This window comes from Pseudomonas monsensis (assembly GCF_014268495.2).
GTDB lineage: Bacteria > Pseudomonadota > Gammaproteobacteria > Pseudomonadales > Pseudomonadaceae > Aquipseudomonas > Aquipseudomonas monsensis.
Genome location: NZ_CP077087.1, coordinates 2,160,503 through 2,180,541 on the forward strand (window position 1 = coordinate 2,160,503; position 20,039 = coordinate 2,180,541).

Annotated in this window: 19 protein-coding genes; 3 read left to right on the forward strand and 16 right to left on the reverse strand. The window is 60.5% G+C overall.

The window, feature by feature from the left end; translation table 11 throughout:
- Positions 1-16: 16 nt before the first annotated feature.
- The 7 genes from HV782_RS09480 to minC form a co-directional block, all read right to left on the reverse strand.
- The gene (locus HV782_RS09480) at positions 17-2,170 is read right to left on the reverse strand and encodes a mechanosensitive ion channel family protein (protein WP_123467423.1); all 2,154 of its coding nucleotides are present in this window, start codon (positions 2,168-2,170) and stop codon (positions 17-19) included.
- Positions 2,171-2,247: 77 nt separating this feature from the next.
- A complete protein-coding gene (locus HV782_RS09485; protein ID WP_177490707.1) occupies positions 2,248-2,424 on the reverse strand; it encodes a hypothetical protein in 177 nt (58 codons plus the stop codon).
- A gap of 137 nt (positions 2,425-2,561) precedes the next feature.
- A complete protein-coding gene (locus HV782_RS09490; protein WP_123467421.1) occupies positions 2,562-3,851 on the reverse strand; it encodes a M18 family aminopeptidase in 1,290 nt (429 codons plus the stop codon).
- 116 nt (positions 3,852-3,967) lie between these two features.
- Positions 3,968-4,603: an RluA family pseudouridine synthase gene (locus HV782_RS09495; RefSeq protein ID WP_007960625.1), complete on the reverse strand. Its 636-nt coding sequence runs from the start codon at positions 4,601-4,603 to the stop codon at positions 3,968-3,970.
- Between the two features lie 91 nt (positions 4,604-4,694).
- The gene (gene minE, locus HV782_RS09500; RefSeq protein WP_003223146.1) at positions 4,695-4,949 is read right to left on the reverse strand and encodes a cell division topological specificity factor MinE; all 255 of its coding nucleotides are present in this window, start codon (positions 4,947-4,949) and stop codon (positions 4,695-4,697) included.
- Entirely contained in the window at positions 4,949-5,761 is an 813-nt protein-coding gene (gene minD / locus HV782_RS09505) for a septum site-determining protein MinD (protein ID WP_096822931.1), read from the reverse strand. The genes minE and minD overlap by 1 nt, the downstream gene beginning before the upstream one ends.
- Before the next feature lie 169 nt (positions 5,762-5,930).
- Entirely contained in the window at positions 5,931-6,668 is a 738-nt protein-coding gene (gene minC, locus HV782_RS09510; RefSeq protein ID WP_038367080.1) for a septum site-determining protein MinC, read from the reverse strand.
- Positions 6,669-6,785: 117 nt separating this feature from the next.
- Between minC and HV782_RS09515 the strand changes: the two genes are divergently transcribed.
- Entirely contained in the window at positions 6,786-7,718 is a 933-nt protein-coding gene (locus tag HV782_RS09515; protein ID WP_123467419.1) for a lipid A biosynthesis lauroyl acyltransferase, read from the forward strand.
- A gap of 36 nt (positions 7,719-7,754) precedes the next feature.
- Positions 7,755-8,927 carry a patatin-like phospholipase family protein gene (locus HV782_RS09520; protein WP_186747521.1) on the forward strand — a complete coding sequence of 391 codons (1,173 nt, stop codon included), beginning with the start codon at positions 7,755-7,757 and terminating at the stop codon, positions 8,925-8,927.
- 137 nt (positions 8,928-9,064) lie between these two features.
- Here HV782_RS09520 and HV782_RS09525 read toward each other — a convergent pair whose 3' ends face one another.
- From HV782_RS09525 to puuE, 8 genes are all read right to left on the reverse strand, one after another.
- The gene (locus HV782_RS09525; protein ID WP_123467415.1) at positions 9,065-9,850 is read right to left on the reverse strand and encodes an outer membrane protein OmpK; all 786 of its coding nucleotides are present in this window, start codon (positions 9,848-9,850) and stop codon (positions 9,065-9,067) included.
- A 372-nt stretch (positions 9,851-10,222) separates the two neighbouring features.
- Positions 10,223-11,008 (reverse strand): outer membrane protein OmpK, encoded by a 786-nt coding sequence (locus tag HV782_RS09530; RefSeq protein ID WP_186747523.1) that lies wholly within the window; start codon positions 11,006-11,008, stop codon positions 10,223-10,225.
- A 155-nt stretch (positions 11,009-11,163) separates the two neighbouring features.
- Entirely contained in the window at positions 11,164-12,522 is a 1,359-nt protein-coding gene (locus tag HV782_RS09535; protein WP_186747525.1) for a nucleobase:cation symporter-2 family protein, read from the reverse strand.
- A 168-nt stretch (positions 12,523-12,690) separates the two neighbouring features.
- The gene (locus HV782_RS09540) at positions 12,691-14,001 is read right to left on the reverse strand and encodes a urate hydroxylase PuuD (protein WP_186747527.1); all 1,311 of its coding nucleotides are present in this window, start codon (positions 13,999-14,001) and stop codon (positions 12,691-12,693) included.
- Positions 14,002-14,052: 51 nt separating this feature from the next.
- Positions 14,053-14,556, reverse strand: coding sequence for an ureidoglycolate lyase (locus HV782_RS09545; RefSeq protein WP_016773758.1), 504 nt, complete (start codon positions 14,554-14,556; stop codon positions 14,053-14,055).
- A gap of 121 nt (positions 14,557-14,677) precedes the next feature.
- Positions 14,678-15,673 (reverse strand): allantoicase, encoded by a 996-nt coding sequence (alc, locus tag HV782_RS09550; protein WP_128616521.1) that lies wholly within the window; start codon positions 15,671-15,673, stop codon positions 14,678-14,680.
- Between the two features lie 87 nt (positions 15,674-15,760).
- Positions 15,761-16,276 (reverse strand): 2-oxo-4-hydroxy-4-carboxy-5-ureidoimidazoline decarboxylase, encoded by a 516-nt coding sequence (uraD, locus tag HV782_RS09555; protein ID WP_186747529.1) that lies wholly within the window; start codon positions 16,274-16,276, stop codon positions 15,761-15,763.
- On the reverse strand, positions 16,273-17,199 hold the full coding sequence (gene puuE / locus HV782_RS09560) for an allantoinase PuuE (RefSeq protein WP_003223169.1): 927 nt from the start codon (positions 17,197-17,199) through the stop codon (positions 16,273-16,275). Before puuE ends, uraD begins: the two co-directional genes overlap by 4 nt.
- A 431-nt stretch (positions 17,200-17,630) precedes the next feature.
- On the opposite strand from puuE, the gene uraH reads away from it, so the two are divergent.
- Positions 17,631-17,984, forward strand: coding sequence for a hydroxyisourate hydrolase (gene uraH, locus HV782_RS09565; RefSeq protein WP_003223171.1), 354 nt, complete (start codon positions 17,631-17,633; stop codon positions 17,982-17,984).
- Positions 17,985-18,127: 143 nt separating this feature from the next.
- On the opposite strand, the gene HV782_RS09570 is transcribed toward uraH, so the two are convergent.
- Positions 18,128-20,035, reverse strand: coding sequence for a hypothetical protein (locus tag HV782_RS09570; RefSeq protein WP_186747531.1), 1,908 nt, complete (start codon positions 20,033-20,035; stop codon positions 18,128-18,130).
- Between the last annotated feature and the right edge of the window lie 4 nt (positions 20,036-20,039).

Sequence of the window (20,039 nt, forward strand, 5' to 3'; positions counted from 1 at the left end):
ACCTCGCGCCCAAGTGCTATTCCTTGGGCTGGCCACCGCCGGCGGTGATCACTTGCACGCTCATGCGCGGCGTTGCCAGGTCCAGGCCGGCCTCGTCGAGGTGGCGTTTGAGTGACAGGTTGAACGCCCGGGAAACTTCCCATTGTTTGATCGGCGCGGTCTTGAAGCGGGCGCGCAGGATCGCGCTGCCGGACTCGAAGCTTTCCACGCCCTGGATTTCCAGTGGCGACCAGATGTTGCGCCGCTGCAGGGGATCGGTGCGCATTTTCTGGCCGACTTCGCGCATCAGTTTGATCGCGTCGTCGATTTCCATGTTGTACGGCACCGCCACGCGGAAAATCGCGTAGCCGAATTCCCGGGAGTAGTTCTTGATGCTTTTGATTTCGCTGAACGGGATGGTGTGGACGATGCCGTCGATGTCGCGCAGGCGCACGGTGCGGATGGTCAGGCCTTCGACGGTGCCGAGGTGGCCGCCGACGTCGACGTAGTCGTCGATCGCCAGCGAGTCTTCAATGATGATGAACAGACCGGTGATCAGGTCGGCGACCAGCGACTGTGCACCGAAGCCGATGGCCAGACCGATCACACCGGCACCGGCCAGCAGCGGCGTGACGTTCATGCCCATGTTCGCCAAGGCGACGATCAGCGCAATGATGAAAATCGCCACGAACAGCACGTTGCGGATCAGCGGCATCATCGTCTGTGCGCGGGCATTCGCCAGGCCTTTGCGCGAGCGGGTGAGGGCGTGGTGCACGGCGGTGTCGGCGAGGATCCAGATCAGCCAGGAGAAAATCAGCGTGCCGATCAGACTGAACAATTTGACGCTGACGTCATGCCCTTCGCCCTCGGTGAAGCCGATCAGCGATTTGCCCCAGACGCGCAGGCCAAGTTCGATGAAGGCCAGCCACACCAACAGATGCGCCAGGGTGTAGAAGAAGCTTTTCAGGCGTTCCGAGTAAAGCGCATGGCGTTTCGGCCCGCGCTGCGGTTTCAGTGAATGCCGGCGCACGAGGCCGTTGATCACCATGCACATGACCAGCAGCACGGTGCAGATCAGCGACTGGCGCAAGGCGGTGCTGGTGTCGCCGGCGGAGACGAAGGTGGCGAACAGCGAGATGCCGACCAGCACCAGCGCCGGCACATACCAGAAGGTGCCGAGGATTTCGATGGTGTCGCTCAGCGCCCGGCGGGTCAGGCGCCGTGACAACGGCTGGTTGCGAATCAGGTGCGCGATCGGCCGACGGAAACGCAGGATGAACAGGCCGGTGAACAGCGCCGCGAGGACATTGGTAATGGTCGCGGTGGTGTGCGCCAGGTGCACGCCGAGGCTGTCCACCAGGCGCGGGTCGTTCAGCGCTTCACCAAACGCGGCGAAGCTGCCGATCAGCCACAGCGGGCGGAAGGCCTGATGGCGCAGGATGTACAGCGCCCGGTGCCGGTGCGGGCCGTCGAGCAGCGAAAACGCGATCACGCAGATCGCCGAGAAACAGGTGCCGACCACCAGGGCATAGGCCAGCACCATCGCCAGGCTTTTGCCCAATGAAGATGGCAGCGCGTAGCTCATGTAGACGGTGATGACCAGTGCAATCAGCCACGGCCCGAGCTTGCGCAGGGCAAAGCGCAGCATGTCGAGAGCCCTGGGGTGCTGGGGCAGTTCTTCGGTCAGACCAAAGCGCATGCGCACCCGGTGACCGAGCCAGATCAGCGCAGCGGCGAGCAGGCTCCAGACCATCAGGATCACGGCGAAGGCGAAGATGATCGGCAGCCATTCACTGGCCGGCAACATCAGGTTGTCGAGTTCGTCCTTGGCCAGGTCGAACTCGTTACCCCAGCGAGTCAGTGGGCTGTCGGCACCGGTGAACTGTTTTTCGAAACTGGCCAGGGTGCCGCCGATCAGGCCCAGCACGCCTTCTTCGGGGCTGGCCTGGGCTTTTTTGGTGGCGTCGCGCAGCTTCTTCAGATCGGTCAGCAGTTGCGCGCGTTGCTTGTCGTTTTCCAGCGACTTGATGACTTCGTCGAGGGACTGGCCGAGGGGTTCCTGCGCTTCGGGCTGGGCTTTGCTGGTGTTGAGCAGACCGGGCAGGCCGACCGCATGGGCCGGCGCCAGCGGCAGCAGCGTCATCAGGCAAACGAGGAACAGGCAGGGCAAAGCAAAAAGACGAGCAAACACTAGGCGGTCAACCTCGCAAGGGGCGGATTCGCTGGAGTGTACGAGCCCGTCATTATCAATGCGAGCCGGGCGCGGATTTATTCGTTGAGTTTGGCGAGGATCTTGTAGACCACGGTGGCGAGGATCGTCAGCATGCCGACCCACATGGCAAAGACGCCAGCATTCTTGTCGCGGAAGTTGAAGCCGATGGCCAGCATGATCATCCCGGTGAGGATGGGCACGAGCATGGCGTGGAATGAAGACATCGAGATCATGGTGACTGCCTTGTCGAAAGGAATGATTCAAGTCTAGGTCGGTTTTCGCTGCACCGGGCTGATGTGTATCAGAATAGAGCCGGTTTTGCGCTGATCGTGTGGCGAGGGAGCAAGCTCCCTCGCCACACAGCAGGGGCTTACGGCAAGTCGCGGGAGGCGTAGAACGCGCTCAGGACTTTGACCAGGTGCGCCAGGTCATGGCTGCCGCACAGTTCGCGGATCGAGTGCATGGCGAAGGTCGGCAGGCCGATGTCGACCGTGCGCACGCCCAGGTGGCTGGCGGTGATCGGGCCGATGGTCGAGCCGCAGCCCATGTCGCTGCGCACGACGAAGCTCTGCACCGGGACTTCTTCGGCCATGCACAGGTGGCGGAAGAAACCGGCGGTTTCGCTGTTGGTGGCGTAGCGCTGGTTACTGTTGACCTTGATCACCGGACCGGCGTTGAGTTTCGGGCCGTGATTGGCGTCATGCTTTTCCGAGTAGTTCGGGTGCACGCCGTGGGCATTGTCCGCCGACACCAGCAGGGATTTCTGGATGGTGCGGACGAACTCGTCACCTTCCGGCAGCAGACGGCGCAGGGTTTGCTCGAGCATCGGGCCGTCGGCGCCACAGGCCGAGCAGGAACCGACTTCTTCGTGGTCGTTGCACACCAGCACGCAGGTTTCTTCGGTGTCGGCGGTCAGCAGGGCCTGCAGGCCGGCGTAGCAGGACAGCAGGTTATCCAGACGGGCACCGGCGATGAAGTCACCGTTCAGGCCGATCACCGCGGCACTTTGCGTGTCGTAGAAGCTCAGCTCGTAATCGAGCACCACGTCGGCGTTGAGGCCGTGTTCGCGGGCCAGTTGATCAGTCAGCACGGCGCGGAAATCCACACGCTCGTCACCGGCGAACTGCGCGAGGATCGGCGGCAGTTCGGTCTGTGCGTTGATCGCCCAGCCCTGGTTGGCTTCACGGTTGAGGTGAATGGCCAGATTGGGAATGATCGCGATCGGTGCCTTGAAGTCGATCAACTGGCTCTCGACCTTGCCGTCGCGGCGGAAGGTCACGCGGCCGGCCAGCGACAGGTCGCGGTCGAACCATGGTGCCAGCAGTGCGCCGCCGTAGACTTCGACGCCCAGTTGCCAGAAGCCCTGACGTTGCAGTTCCGGTTGCGGCTTGACCCGCAGGCACGGGCTGTCGGTGTGGGCGCCGACCAGACGGATACCGTCATACAGCGGCGAGTTGCGGCCCATTTTGATCGCGACGATCGAGGAGTCGTTACGGGTGACGTAATAGCGGCCGTTGGCCTCGGTGTTCCACGGCTCACGCTCGTCGAGGCGCACGTAACCGGCGGCCTCCAGACGCTGAACAAGGCTGGCGGTGGCGTGGAACGGGGTAGGGGAGGCCTTGAGGAAGTCGATCAGACCTTGGTTCAACTCTTCGCGCATAAGAAGCTCCAGACAGCAATGGGCGGGAGTTTAACGCATCGGCCAGGGAATTGAATCTGCACCGGATCCTTGTAGGAGTGAGCAGGCTCACTCCTACAAGGGGGCTGCGGTGTTGGTCAGAACGGCGCCGGGCACTCGAAACGCAGGCGTTCGCCGGTTTGCGGATGGGTGAAGCTGAGCATGCTCGCGTGCAGGCACAGCCGTGGCCATGCCGCCAGCGCCTGCTCGTGGGCGTAGAGGCCATCACCGAGCAACGGGTGCCCGATCGACAGCATGTGCACGCGCAATTGATGCGAACGCCCAGTGATCGGCGTCAGCTCGACGCGACACCAGTCGCCGCAGCGTTCCAGCACGCGCCAGAAGGTCAGCGCGTGTTTGCCGAACTCGTGATCAACCACATGACGCGGTTTGGTCGGTGGGTCGTAGCGCAATGGCAGGTCGATGCTGCCGCTGTCGAGTTCCGGTTGACCCCAGGCCAGGGCGGTGTAGGCCTTTTCGGTTTCGCGGTCGTGAAACTGCCGCGACAGTTCGCGATGCGTGTCGGCGTCACGCGCCAGCAGAATGATGCCGGAAGTTTCCCAGTCCAGGCGATGGACGATGCGCGCTTCCGGGTAGCCGTTTTCCTGCAGGCGGGTAATCAGGCAGTCCTTGTTGTCGTCGGCGCGGCCGGGCACCGAGAGCAGCAAGGTCGGTTTGTCGACCACCAGTACGGCGGCGTCCTGATGGATGATGCGGATGTTGGACAGCGGCATTAAAACAGCCTCGTAACAAATGCCAACGGCGGTTCAGGGCCATTCCCGCATGGGAATGGCCCTGAACCGCCGTCGTTCCTGCCGGATCGACTCAGCGATCAGGCAGGGTGATGTTGAGTTCCAGAATCGAGCAACTGCCCTGGCTTTCCAGTGCAACATGTACGTCGTCGTTGCCGATGTTGACGTACTTGCGGATCACGTCGACCAGTTCCTTCTGCAAGGCTGGCAGGTAATCCGGCGTGCTGCGCTGGCCGCGCTCATGCGCCACGATGATCTGTAGACGCTCTTTCGCTACCGAGGCGGTACTTGGCTTTTTGTTGGCACGAAAGAAGTCAAAAAGGTTCATTACCTACCTCCAAACAGGCGCTCGAAGAATCCCTTCTTCTCGACATCGAGGAACCGGTGTGCTTTGTCTTTGCCCAGCAGGCGGTCGACGGTATCGCTATAAGCCTGGCCAGCATCGCTCTGGTCGTCGAGGATCACCGGTACGCCCTGGTTGGATGCCTTGAGCACCGCTTGGGACTCCGGGATCACGCCGAGCAGGGTTACCGAGAGGATTTCCTTGACGTCTTCAACGCCCAGCATCTCGCCTTTTTCAACACGCTCCGGGTGGTAGCGGGTGATCAGCAGGTGTTCCTTGATCGGGTCTTCGCCACGTTCGGCGCGGCGCGATTTGCTCGCCAGCAGGCCGAGCATGCGGTCCGAGTCACGTACCGAGGACACTTCCGGGTTGGTCACGACGATCGCTTCGTCAGCGAAGTACATGGCCAGGTGTGCGCCTTTCTCGATGCCCGCCGGGGAGTCGCAGACGACGAACTCGAATTGCTCCTTGAGCTCCATCAGGACTTTTTCCACGCCTTCGACGGTCAGCGCGTCTTTGTCGCGGGTCTGGCTGGCGGCCAGCACGTAAAGATTTTCCAGACGCTTGTCTTTGATCAGCGCCTGTTGCAGGTTGGCTTCGCCGTTGACCACGTTGACGAAGTCATACACCACGCGGCGTTCGCAACCCATGATCAGGTCAAGGTTACGCAGGCCCACGTCGAAGTCGACGATCACTGTTTTGTGGCCGCGCAGAGCGAGGCCGGTACCGATAGCGGCGCTGGTGGTGGTCTTACCCACACCACCCTTGCCGGATGTAACCACGAGAATCTTGGCCAAGGTGTTTCACCCCTAAGGAAGAAGGACTTTTTAGCCCCTGAAAAACATCTCTTGAAAACTACTGCAGTCGGACAGCCTTGGCTGGAATTCGGCTTTTGGCCTTTTTCCTACTTCGTTTGAGCCGTTTTCGCTACGTTTTAGAGATGCTTGGAAAATGCGGCAGTATCCGTTAAAGCCGAATGATGTTCAACACGTCGCCCGACAGGCTGACCTGTACGCCCGAGCCCCACATCGGATCACGACGCAAATCCTCGGAAACCTTGTAATGGCCTGCGATGGAGATCAGTTCAGCGCTCAATTGCTGACAGAAAATCCGTGCCTTGGTATCGCCCTTGACGCCGGCCAGCGCACGGCCACGCATCGGGCCGTATACATGGATGTTGCCATCGGCGAGAAGTTCCGCCCCCGGACTGACCGACGACACCACCACCAGATCGCCACCCTGGGCGTATATCTGTTGGCCACCACGTACTGGCGTGGTGATGACGCGGGTCGGTTTGATGGTCGGCTCTGGCGGTTTTTCCGGCTTCTTTTTGACTTCCGCTTCCGGGGTTTCCAGCGGCCGTTCACGGGCACCGGACGGCGGCAGTACGGGGATGTCGATGGCGATGGCCGCGGCAATGTCTTCGATACGGCTGGCGCGGATCGCCAGGGTGCGCAGGCCGTGCTGACGGCAAACGCGCATCAGCCCCGGCAGATCGACCGCGCCTTCGCTCGGCGGCAGTTTGTCCAGCGCCAGAACCAGCGGCGCATTGCTGAAGAAATTCGGCGCCTGGGCGACTTTGGCGGCCAATTGCCGATCGAGGCTTTCGAGGTCGTTACGGGCCAGTTCCAGCACAGTAATGGCCAGCATGCTGCCCTTGAGCTGGAATACGGGATCTTGGTCTAACGGTTCGGTTTGGCTCATGTCGGCATACAACGGCTTGTCACTAAAAGTGCCGAGACTTATAACGAGAACGCCCGCAGGCCGCAAGCCGGGTCGAACGATGTAGAATGCGCGGCCACTGTATTTACGGAAGCTTTAATGGATCGCCCGCGTTTTCGAAAAACATTTCTTTCTCCACGCTTCTGGCCGCTCTGGTGCGGTCTGGGGCTTTTGTGGCTGATCGTGCAGCTGCCTTATCCGGTGTTGCTGACCATCGGTCGAGTTTTGGGCGCCTTGATGTATCGCGTGGCCGGCGACCGGCGGCGCATCGCCAAGCGCAATCTTGAGCTGTGCTTCCCGGAAAAATCCGCCGCCGAGCGCAAACGCCTGCTCAAGGAAAACTTCGCATCCACCGGCATCGCTTTTTTTGAAATGGCGATGAGCTGGTGGTGGTCGCGCGAGCGCCTGGCCAAACTGGCCCACGTTGAAGGCCTTGAGCATCTGCAGAAGGCCCAGCGCGAAGGCAAGGGCGTGATCCTGATGGCGGCGCACTTCACCACGCTGGAAATCGGTGCTGCGCTGCTCGGCCAGCAACACACCATCGACGGCATGTACCGCGAACACAAGAATCCATTGTTCGACTTCGTTCAGCGTCGTGGTCGCGAGCGGCACAATCTCGATTCGCTGGCCGTGGAGCGCGACGATGTGCGTGGCATGCTCAAGCTGCTGCGCTCGGGACGGGCAATCTGGTACGCACCGGACCAGGACTACGGCGCCAAGCAAAGCATCTTCGTGCCGCTGTTCGGCATTCAGGCGGCGACCGTTACTGCGACGACGAAATTTGCCCGTCTGGGCAAGGCGCTGGTCGTGCCGTTCACTCAGGAACGTCTGGCCGATGGCAGCGGTTACCGCTTGGTGATTCATCCGCCGCTGGAAGACTTTCCCGGCGAGACCGAAGAAGCCGATTGCATCCGCATCAACCAGTGGGTGGAAAGTGCCCTGCGAGCCTGTCCCGAGCAATACCTGTGGGCACATCGCCGCTTCAAGAGCCGCCCGCCCGGCGAGCCGAAGCTGTACGCCAAACGCGGTTGATTGCCCCCATCCCTTCAAGCACCCCGGAGTGTTGCGATGAGCCCAGCTGAACCGGTTACAGGTTTGATTCTTTCCGGCGGCGGGGCTCGGGCGGCGTATCAGGTGGGCGTGCTGGCAGCGATTGCCGAGTTGCTGCCGTCGGGCGCGGACAATCCGTTTCCGGTGATCGTCGGCACCTCGGCCGGGGCGATCAACGCCGTCAGTCTGGCCAGCGGTGCCACTGACTTTCGCGCCGCCATCGAACGCCTCACTTTGTTCTGGCAAGGCTTTCGCAGTCATCGTGTGCTGCGCAGTGACTGGCCCGGCGTCATTCATCAGGCCAGTCGTTTTGTCAGCCACAGCCTGCTCGGCCTCGGTCGACAATTGCCGGTGGCGCTGCTCAACAGTTCGCCCTTGCGCGATTTACTCGAAGAAAAACTGCACATGCCCGGTATCGCCGAATCCATCGCGCGCAAGCAGTTGCATGCGGTGGCGGTGACGGCGTTCGGCTACGAGTCGGGGCAAGCCGTGACGTTCTATCAGGGCGGCGGCAAGATCGACGCCTGGCTGCGGCATCGGCGTATTGGCGTGCCGACCCAACTGACGGTGGAGCATCTGCTTGCCAGTTCGGCGATTCCGTTGTTGTTCGCGCCGGTCAAACTCGGCGATGAATATTTTGGTGATGGCGCGGTGCGCCAGTCCGCGCCGATCAGCCCGGCACTGCATCTGGGCGCGAGCCGGGTGCTGGTGGTGGGCGTCAGTGGCAACCCGCGCGGTTTCGATCCGCAGCAGCCGCTGGAGCGCGCCTACACCGGGCAACAGCCGACGCTGGCACAGATCGGCGGGCACATGCTCAACAGCACGTTTATTGACAGTCTGGAGAGCGATATCGAACTGCTGCAGCGTCTCAACCAGTTCAGCCATTTGATGCCCGAAGGCACGCCGACCCGTACGCTGGGCGTGGCGCCGGTGGAGGTGCTGGTGATTTCGCCGAGTCAGCCGATTGATGAGATCGCGGCGCGGCATCGTCAGGAATTGCCGGCGGCGTTGCGCCTGTTCTTGCGCGGACCGGGGGCGACCAAGACCAGTGGGGCAGGGGTGTTGAGTTATCTGCTGTTCGAGGCGGGGTATTGCAGCGAGCTGATTGATCTGGGGCGAAGGGATGCGTTGGCCAAGCGTGAGGAGTTGTGCCGGTTTTTGGGGATATCCCGGTCGGTGGTTTCAGTCTGAGATTTGTGTGAAGCAAATCGCTGGCAAGCCAGCTCCCACAGGTTTCTGGGTGAACACAATAATTGTGTGCGACACAAAACTCTGTGGGAGCTGGCTTGCCAGCGATGGCGTCCTCACAGACGCCAACTACACCTGCATCAGAAGTGGAACTTCACCAGGAAGCTGGTCACGTTCTGATTGGTGGTGAATGCACGGGTGTCGTCGATCCCGTACTTGTCTTTCCAGTAGTCGTATTCAACACCGACGTAGAGCTGCTTCTCGCCGAAATTCAGCGCCTTGCCCAGGTCGTATTTGATCTGTGGGTTGAAGTGCAGGTTGGCGTGGTATTCGCCCTTGCTGTTGACGTCGTTGTCGACCACCCAGTCCATGAAACCATCGATCAGAATATTCGAGTCGCCGACCGGGATGGTGTAGGACCACACCGGCGTAATCTGCCAGACGTTGTCACCCGGGCGCGAACCTTCGGTGTGACGCTGGTAGAAGTTCAACTGGAAGTAGTCGAAACCCGGGATCGCCAGGTCGAAGCCTGGGCCGATCAGGTAAGACTCGACATCGCCCTCACCGAACTCATAGGTCATCGCCAGCAACACGTCCTTGATCGGGCCGAACTCGATCTTCTGGTCGAGGATCTTGCCGAGCGACAGGCGCGGGCTGAACTCGCCGTAGTACGTGTTGTTGCCGACGCCGCCGTCCGGCTTGCCGTTGTAGAAGATCTTGTCGACGAACAGGAAGTTGTCCCCATACTTCCAGCCATCGGCGTGCTCGAAGGTAACGGTCTGCTGGATCGCCGGGTTGACCTTGAAGTCTTTGCCGTAGAGGTAGGTCAGGCTGTTGTTCTGCCATTGCAGCAGGCCGTCGGCCATGGCCTGGCCGCCGGCCAACATCGATCCCGCGAGCATCAGGCTGGTGCACATACGTTTCATTCGGTTGCTCCCAAAGTAGGTTCTACGTTTATTTTTTTTAAGATCGGCGCTCTGGTGTGGCACCTTTTTTCATTGATGTAAAAGTCATCCGACCGGTCAGCTTTGATGCTGTTAGCAAGAGCTGAGCCAAGGCGTTCGAAAAGCAAAAAAACGCCCGATCGGCTGCTGAAAAACAGTCGATTGAGCGTGTTTTCGGGATGCCTCGGTACTGACCGGGGCCGGGATAAGTTGGCCCGCTGGTCAGGAATTAAATCCGGGCTTTTTTTTAGACCGAATTCAAGAGGCCGCGGAGAATACTGACTCCTCGGCCAGCTCTCAAGTGCCCCGCAACAGAGCACCGACGACAGGTATGGGGCACGGTTGCGGGCCATCTTAAAAGTGCACCTTCACCAGCAGGCTGGCGGTGTTCTGGTTGGTGTCGAAGTTGTGGCTGCTTTCAATGCCGTATTTATTCTTCCAATAGCTGTATTCGGTACCGACATACAGCTGCTTCTGACTCCAGCCCAAGGCCTTGCCCAGGTCGTACTTGATCTGCGGATTGATGTGCAGGTTGGCGTGGTAGGTGCCGCGCGAGTTCTCGTCGTTGTCGACCACCCAGTCCAGATAGCCGTCGATCAGCACATCGGAATTGCCCAGGGGAAAGCTGTAGGACCAGCCGGGGGTGATCTGCCAGACGCCGTCGCCGGGGCGCGGGCCTTCGGTCTGGCGGCGGAAGATGTTCAGGGTCACGTAGTTGAAGCCCGGCACCTTGAGGTCGAAACCGGGGCCGATCAGGTAGGCCTCGCTCTCGCCTTCGCCGTACTCGTAGGTCATCGCCAGCAGCACGTCCTTGATCGGGCCGAATTCGAGCTTGCGGTCGAAGATCTTGCCGAACGAGAAACGCGGGGTGAATTCGCCGTAGAAGGTATGCGGGCCTTTGTTGCGGTCTTCCTGGCCGTTGTAGAAGATTTTGTCGACGAACAGGAAGTTGTCGCCGTACTTCCACTTGTCAGCATGTTCGAACGTCACCGTCTGCTGGATCGACGGGTTGATCGCGAAGTTCTTGCCATACAGATAGCTCAGGCTGTTGGTTTGCCACAGCAGTAAATCGCCGGCCATGGCCTGACTCGCGGCCAGCAGGCCGCCACTCAACAGAACGTTGGTTTGCGTGCGAATCATCTGGTGCTCCCTCTTGTTTTTATTGTTTGAGGCGCAGAGCTGTTGCTTGCCCCCTGTGGGAGCGAGCTTGCTCGCGAAGAGGGCGTGTCAGTCGCCATCACTGTTGAATGACGCACCGCTTTCGCGAGCAAGCTCGCTCCCACAGGGTTATTTCGTTAGTGCTGGTGTGCGTGGCAGTCGTTGATCGCCGCGCGCTCTTTGCCGCCGAGAATGTTGAACAGCAGGTTCAGCGTCAGCGCACTGAGCGTGGCCATGGCGATGCCGCTGTGGGTGATCGGGCTCATCCACATTGGCAGGTGGGCGAAGAACTCCGGACGCACCACCGGGATCAGGCCCATGCCGATGCTCACCGCCACCAGCAGTTGGTTGCGACGGTCGCCGATGTCGGCTTCCTGGAGGATCTTGATTCCGGTCGCGGCCACCATGCCGAACATCGCGATCGCCGCGCCGCCCAACACCGCCGGCGGAATCGACGCGACGAGGAACGCGGCTTTCGGCAGCAGGCTCAACACGATCAGCAGGCCGCCGGCAACGATGGTCACCGAGCGGCAGCGCACGCCGGTCATCTGCACCAGGCCGATGTTCTGCGCGAACGAGGAGTGGGTGAAGGTGTTGAAGAAACCGGCGACGAACGAGGCGCCGGCATCGCACAGCAGGCCGCGACGCAGCATCCGTGGGCAGACTTCCTGGCCGGTGATCTTGCCCAGCGCCAGAAACATCCCGGTGGACTCGACGAAGATGATCACCACCACCAGGCACATCGACAGGATTGGCGCGAGTTCGAATTTCGGCATGCCGAAATGCAGCGGGGTGACGAACTGAATCCATGGCGCGTTGGCCATGCCGCTCAGATCGACCATGCCGAGCGCGCCGCACAGCACGTAGCCGATGCACATGCCGATCAGCACGGAAATGTTGACCCAGAAACCGCGCATGAAACGGTGGATCAGCAGAATGGTCGCCAGCACCAGTGCGGCGATGGCCAGGTAAATCGGTGAACCGAATTGCGCAGCGGCGGCACCGCCTCCGGCCCAGTTCACGGCCACGGGGAACAGCGACAAACCGATCGAGGTGATGACCGTGCCGGTCACCAGCGGCGGGAAGAAGCGCACGACCTTGGACATGAAAGGCGCAATGAGCATGCCGAAGAAACCGGCGGCGATCGTTGCACCGAAGATGCCTTGCAGGCCAATACCGGGCATGCCGGCCATGGCGACCATGCTGCCGACGGCGGCAAAACTGGCGCCCATCATTACCGGCATGCGAATGCCCATCGGGCCGATACCCAAGGACTGCACGATGGTGGCGACACCGGCGACCAGCAGGTCGGCATTGATCAGGAAGGCAATTTCTTCACGACTCAGGCCAGCGGCCTGTCCGATGATCAGCGGCACCGCGATGGCACCACCGTACATCAGCAGAACATGTTGCAAACCGACCAGGATCAGTTGCAAAAGGGGCAAACGCTGAATGGCGGGTGCGTCGGGGATGCGCGCTTTGGACAGCTCGGACATGCAACACCTCGGATCTTTTTATTCTTGTGATTGAACAGCTGCCGGGTTGCTCACAGCTGTTTCTTTGCATCAGGTCAACCGCGTTGCGGCCACTCGCTGGCAAGCCAGCTCCCACACAGGCAGTGCAAAACCCTGTGGGAGCCGGCTTGCCAGCGATGCTTTTACTGCTTAGTTGGTCTGCGCTCCCTGGGCGATCCATGCACCGATCAGGTCACGTTCCTGCTGGGTCATCTGCGTGATGTTGCCCAGTGGCATGATCTGCGTGGTGATGGCTTGCGCCTGGATGCGTGCCGCGTTCTGGCGGATCTGCTCGGGGGTGTCGAACATCACCCCGGCGGGCGCCGCGCTGAACAACGGGCTGGTCGGTTTGGCCGAATGGCAGACCGCGCAACGTTCTTGAATCACGTTGTGCACTTTGTCGAAGGCCGGACCCGCGTTGGAGGCTTGCGCCGGTGCGGCAGGGGCTGCGGGTGCAGCAGGTGCCGCCGCTTCAGCCGGTTTGGCGCCGCCGCCCAGTGCCGTTTCCGGCAGCGGTTGGTACTCGATTTTGGCTGGTGCCTTGGCCACTTCCGGCGCGGTCGACATTGGCATCGGGCCGGTGACGTACGCCAGACTGATCATGCCCACCGCTGCCACAGGCAAGGTCCAGGCAAACTTGTGGCTGTCATGACGAGTGTTGAAGTAGTGACGTACCAACACCGCCAACACCGCGATCCCGGCGAGGATCAACCAGTTGTACTGGCTGCCGTAAGTGCTCGGGAAGTGGTTGCTGATCATGATGAACAGCACCGGCAGGGTGAAGTAGTTGTTGTGACGCGAACGCAACAGACCCTTGGCTGGCAGCGCCGGATCCGGCGTGCGGTTCTCGGCAATCGCGGCAACCAGTGCACGTTGCGCCGGCATGATGATGCGGAACACGTTACCGACCATGATGGTGCCGATGATCGCGCCGACGTGCAGGTACGCACCACGACCGCTGAACACTTTGCTGAAGCCATACGCCGCGCCGATGATCAGCACGAACAGAATGAAGCCGAGCAGAGCAGGGCGTTTGCCCAGTGCCGAGTCGCACAGGAAGGAGTAGATGAACCAGCCGAGGAACAGCGAGCCGATACCGATGGCCACGCCTTCAGGGCCGCTCAGTGTGCTGCCCGGAGCCAGCAGGTAGAGCGTCGGGTTGGAGTAGAACACCACGCACAGCAGCGCGATCCCCGACATCCAGGTGAAGTAGGCTTCCCATTTGAACCAGTGCAGGTTCTCCGGCATCGACGGTGGGGCCAGTTTGTATTTTTCCAGGTGATAGATACCGCCACCGTGGATCGCCCACAGGTCACCGGCCAGACCGGTTTTCGGGTTGACGCGGTTGAGGTTGTTCTCCAGCCAGACGAAGTAGAACGACGCGCCGATCCAGGCCACGCCAGTGATCATGTGAACCCAGCGCACGCTCAGGTTCAGCCATTCCAACAGATGTGCTTCCACAGTCTTTACCTCTCGCCTGTCACCCTTGTTGTCGGGTGATCAGACCTTCTCTTATTGGTGGGGGGCGAGGATCAAACGCTCATCCTCTTTGAAAAAATGCTCATCGCAGTTGTTGCCTGTGCCACTGCGATCAACCACCAGGAAGTCATCCCGCTTTTCGATCGTCAGCACCGGGTGGTGCCAGACGCCGCGATGGTAATTAATGCCCTGCCTGCCGTTGGTGACGAAGGCGCGGACCAAGCCTGATACAGGTTCATCGCCAACTGGCGCGACCACGATCAGAAAGGGGTTGCCGAGCAGCGGAATGAAAGCCTGGCTGCCCAGCGGATGGCGTTCCAGCATGCAAACGGTCAGCGGCATGTCCTGCGCGTCGGCGCGGAAAATGCTGATGATCGCGTTGTCCTCAGGCGTAGCGGTTTCGACCGTCGCCAGTTTATGGAAGCGCATGGTCGAACCGTTGTTGATCATGAAGTGATCGCTGCCGTCGGTTTCGATCACGTCACCGAAGGGGGCGAAGGCTTCTTTGGTCAGCGGTTCAATCGTCAGTGTGCGCATGCTGTTCTTCTTATCCAAAATTCTGTGTTGACTGTACCGACGCCTTCGCGAGCAAGCTCGCTCCCACAGGGGAATGCATTCCAAATGTGGGAGCGAGCTTGCTCGCGAATGGCCTCACTGCTTATTTAGCGACCTTGCCCAATACACGCAGGCGACTCACACCACCATCCGGGAACACGTTCAGGCGGATGTGGGTGATCGGACCCAGTGCCTTGATCTGCTCGACGAAGGTGTGTTCGGCGTGCATTTCCAGCTTCTGGCTCGGCAGCAGTTCACGCCAGAACAGCGACTGGGTTTCGATCTGGCTGTCAGTACCGCCTTTCACGAACGCGCCCTGGATCGAGCAGGTGTCCGGGTAGTTGCCCTTGAAGTGAAGGGTGTCGACGATGATTTTTTCGATCTCGCCCGGGTGGCCCAGTGCGACGATCACCCAGTCATTGCCCGGAGTACGACGACGTGCGGTTTCCCAGCCGTCGCCCATGTTGATGCCGCGGCCCGGGTTGAGGATGTTGCTCATGCGGCCGAAGTGTTCGTCGGAGCAGGCGAGGGCGCGGCCACCGTTCAGGGCTGCAGCCAGGTCAACCTGCTCGTTGTCGCCAACCGCCGACCAGTCGCGGAACGGAATGCCGTACACGCGCAGACGGGCCACACCGCCATCCGGGTAGATGTTGAAGCGCAGGTGGCTGAAGGCTTTGTCGTTGCTGATTTCGTGGTAGTGGTGGCTGTTGCCCTGCAGCTCGACGGCCGACAGCACTTCAGTCCACTGGGTGTTTTCGTCCGGCTCGCCCGAGGCCAGGAAGCACGCTTCCAGCGAGGCCGACGGCGGAAAGTTGCCGGTGAAGAATGAAGTGTCGATGTCCACGCCTTTGATCGAGCCCGGTACGCCCAGACGGATTACGGCGCTGTCGAAGCCTTCGAAGCGCTTGCGGCGCGATTCCCAGCCGTCCATCCACTTGCCGTTGTCGTCGAACACACCCTCCTTCCACACGGCCGGGGTCGGCTGAAACAGACGATTGGCGTCTGCGAACCAGTCATCGGTGACCGAGATGATTTTGGTGCCCAGACGGGCATCGGCCAGGTTGACGAACTTCTCGAAAGGTACGGCGTAAGCTTTCATTCTTCTTGTCTGCCTTTAAATAAGTGGCTGGGGATGCTTGCAAGACCCTGGGTACTCTCCGCGTTTGATGTACTCGGGTCAGGCTCGCTATAGGGTCAGTAAACGGAACAGGGCAATCTTGTTGATCTCCGCCAGCGCGCATTTGAACTCGGTGTCGACCGAGTTGTGAATGCGCGTTTCGAACGCCGCGAGGATCTGATGCCGGTTGCTGCCTTTTACCGCCATGATGAAGGGAAACTTGAACTTGGCCTTGTAGGCGTCGTTCAGCTCGGTGAAGCGCTGGAACTCTTCGGCCGTGCATTGGTGAATCCCCGCGCCAGACTGTTCTTCAGTACTGGCCGCGGTAAGCTGGCCCTGGACGGCAGCTTTGCCGGCCAGGTCCGGGTGAGCGTTGATCAGCGCAAGCTGGCTGGCGTGATCGGCGCTCAACAGGATGTCGCTCATGCGCTGGTGCAGGGTTTCGATCTCGTCGATCGAAGCGTCCGCGCCCAGGTCGTAGGCCTTCTCGGCCACCCATGGCGAATGTTCGTAGATGTCGGCGAAGGCGTTGACGAAGGCGTCGCGGCTCAGGCTCGACGGTTGCAGGGTTTGAAAGCGGCTCATTTGGCGGCCCCTTGGTACGGGTGGGTTGCGTGCCAGTGGCGTGCGATGTCGACGCGACGGCTGAACCACACCTGTTCATGACTTTTGGCGTATTCGATGAAGCGCTTGAGCGACGCCAGGCGCGCCGGACGACCGATCAGGCGGCAGTGCAGACCGATCGAAAGCATCTTCGGCGCTTCAGCGCCCTCGGCGTAGAGCACGTCGAATGCGTCTTTGAGGTATTCGAAGAAATCGTCGCCCTTGTTGAAACCCTGCACCTGGGTGAAGCGCATGTCGTTGGTGTCGAGGGTGTACGGGATCACCAGGTGCGGCTTGCCGGTCGGGTTGTTCGGTTCCCAGTAGGGCAGGTCGTCGTCGTAGGTGTCGCAGTCGTAGAGGAAACCGCCTTCTTCCATCACCAGGCGACGGGTGTTCGGGCCGGTGCGACCGGTGTACCAGCCCAGTGGGCGCTCGCCGGTGAGTTCGGTGAGGATACGGATTGCTTCGAGCATGTGCTCGCGTTCCTGCGCCTCGTCCATGTACTGGTAGTCGATCCAGCGGTAGCCGTGGCTGCAGATCTCGTGACCGGCTTCGACCATCGCACGGATCACGTCCGGGTGACGCTGGGCGGCCATGGCCACGGCGAAGATGGTCAGCGGAATGTCGAATTCCTTGAACAGTTTGAGGATCCGCCAGACACCGGCGCGGCTGCCATACTCGTAAAGCGATTCCATGCTCATGTTGCGCGCGCCCTGCAGCGGCTGGGCGGCAACCATCTCGGAGAGGAACGCTTCGGATTCTTTGTCGCCGTGCAGGATGTTGCGCTCGCCGCCTTCTTCGTAATTGAGCACGAACGACAGGGCGATGCGGGCATTGCCCGGCCAGTGGGGGTGAGGAGGGTTACTGCCGTAACCGATCAGGTCGCGTGGGTAGTCAGCGCTCACTGCAGTCTTCCTTCTTGTTCGTTGACAGAGGGTGTGGCGGCCTGGCGGTGAGTAAGCAGGCTGGCGTCACAGCGATGGGCTGATTGTATACAACTTTATTCGCAATTTGTAAGCCTGAATTTTCGCATTTTTCACCGACTGTCATCTTTTGCTGTTAAGGGCGTGAGCCTGCAAGAAACCTGCCTGATCAGTCAGCTAATGGATCGCAGGTTCAATAGACAGGCGCTTAAGCAGCCAATAAGAGGTAAACGCCCGAATGGCGGGGGTGAAGTGAAAAATGTCGTTTTTATTGTGTACAATTTTTATTAAAAGTGTCTTAATCAATCGCTCGCCGCAGCGTTTCGTGCTCCGAATCGGTGCGGTCTCCTTTTCAACTGACTTCGGGAGGCGCGAAGTCTGACTGCTTCCACGCAGGCAGGCGCGCAGAATCAATGGGACGTTTGACAACACACGTTTTGGACGCTGCACACGGTTGCCCGGGCAGTTCGATCAAGGTCGAGCTATACCGCGTTGAAGGTTCGCATCTGGAATTGGTCGCCAGTGCGATTACCAACAGCGATGGCCGGGTCGATGCGCCGCTGCTGCAAGGCGATGACTACCGCACCGGGGTCTATCAGGTGCAGTTCCACGCCGGTGATTACTACCGCGCCCGTGGCGTGCAGTTGCCGGAGCCGGCGTTTCTGGACGTGGTGGTGCTGCGTTTCGGCATTTCTGCCGAACAGGATCACTACCACGTGCCATTGCTGATTTCGCCATACAGCTATTCCACATACCGGGGCAGCTGACCCCCAAGCAGCTGCCCCCACCGGGAAGCGACTGCGCATATAGCTTCTTTGGTCTTTCGCCCGCTCACACTGCGGGCTTTTTTTCGTCTGCATGAGTGGGCTGTGCGGCTCGCCAGGCCGCTGGTTCCAGCCTGGCAGCACGGTTATTGCTGACGGAAAATAAAAAGACGCGATTGGCCATGCGGCTCCCGTTCCAGGTCGCCCATCAGGAAGATAACGTTGTTTTCGGCGAGCGCCTTGTTCAGCAGTGTCTTGTCGGCGGGATCATGTTTGTTCGTCAAGGCTCGGGTGCGCAGCCAGGTCCTGCTGGCGAACTCCAGGTAATGGCCCTGCATCAAGGTCGGGAACAGCATGATGAATACCTGATCGACGCCTTGACGCTGAATTATCAGCGCATCCCGTTGCGCCGGTGCCGCCCGGAATGAAGGGGAGACGTGGTAGCCCTGATGCCTCAGCACCTGCTCGAACAGCGCCCGCAGTTCGCTGATGTGATACGAGTCACCGATGGTGCGCCATTGCGGGGGAATGCGCTGGAGATCGAAGTCGATCCGCTGAAGCCCCTCGCCGGAGACGGAGGGTTTGGGGATGTAGCGCTCGCCGGTTCTGGCAAGCGCGGGCAGTAACATCAACGGATCGACCAGATCCGGGCGGCTGGCCTTTTGCTCGGACAGGTTTGTCGACCTCTGCGCCCAATGCCGGAAGGTTTCAGACAGATCGTTAAGCCCGTAACCATTGAGCGCTTCGGCGTGATTGGCTCGATTGAACATGGCATGGGCGATCCTGCTGGCCGAGTGGTCGCAGATATAGGGAAACGTATCGCTGACGTATCGGGCCAGGGTTTGTCTGAACGGCAGGCCGTCGTCGACGCGCCAGGTGTCGATCGGACCGTCTGCCCCGGGGCCTTTGTGTTTCACTGCGCTCCGAGGTTGCAGGTGCGGTGTGTTGCCCAGTGTCTGTTCGAAGGCGTTGAAATCGCTGGCGGAAAATTGCGGATGCTTGATAAACACCCGCGCGTCACTGCGGTGGCCGTTCTGGTCGACAATCGCATAGTGGCTGCCGTCGATTTCGATGGAATCGCCCAATTGCGGTTTTGTGGCATGTCCCCACGAATGCCAGTCAGCGTTGGCAAGGGGCGTAGACGCAAGGTGGATATCGTCTGTTTCAACCCGTCGCTGGCGTTTGCCCGTGCCTGACTGACGTTCATCCGGGACACGGCTGAGGCGACGGGTTGTTGTCGACGAGGGCTCTTGGCGGCCTGCAACACCTTGCGGTTTGCGTCGCCAAAGCGTCGTCCCGGGGACTGGCTCCACGAGGAATCCGGAAGGTGTCAGCTCGCTGGCGAAGGTCTGCTGGAAGTGTCCTTCACTGTTCCTGGCGACCATGACCGTTCCTTCCGCCATATCGACATAGGTTTTCTTGCGTTTGTCGTAGCGCACGCCGGCCAGTGTGTCGTGCGCACTGGTCAGCTGCGCGCTCAACTGGGGAGCGAGGAACACCGGGGGATGTGCCTGGGCGGAGTCAGGGATAGACGCGATCCAGGTTGCAGTGACGGGCGGGTGCGAGTACCAGTCCGCTTCCAGGCGCCAGCGTGGCTGCCCCTCGATCTTTCGCAACAGCGGCGCCGACACGCCCGGCGCAGAGGGCCAGGGGATCTCGACATCGCCATTGGCCTTCAATTCAGCCCGGTAATAAACGCCGTCTTCCAGGCGAGCATAGCGTTGCCCCAGCGGGTCTGAGTAGAGCCCGTCAACGGTTGCAGAAGGTCGCAACCGGTCAGCCTGCTCCGCCGGCAAGGAAATGGCTCTGAGGTTGCTTTCCAGCATGGCAGCGATCGGGTCAGGCATTGTGCTGACAGTGACCGAAGACGAAGGCGCGATATGACTCGCCGACGCACTGGAAGAGGGCCCCGGCAGTGGATCGCGACCCGGCATCATCGCGTCGGAGCCTGCGGCGTTTAGATGACGGCTCGAGGAAGGTTCGAGCGCCGTCCGCTGCAGCGGGGGCGCATCGTGCGGGCGCACACCGGCAATGGATTTTGGTGGTTTGGCCATTCAT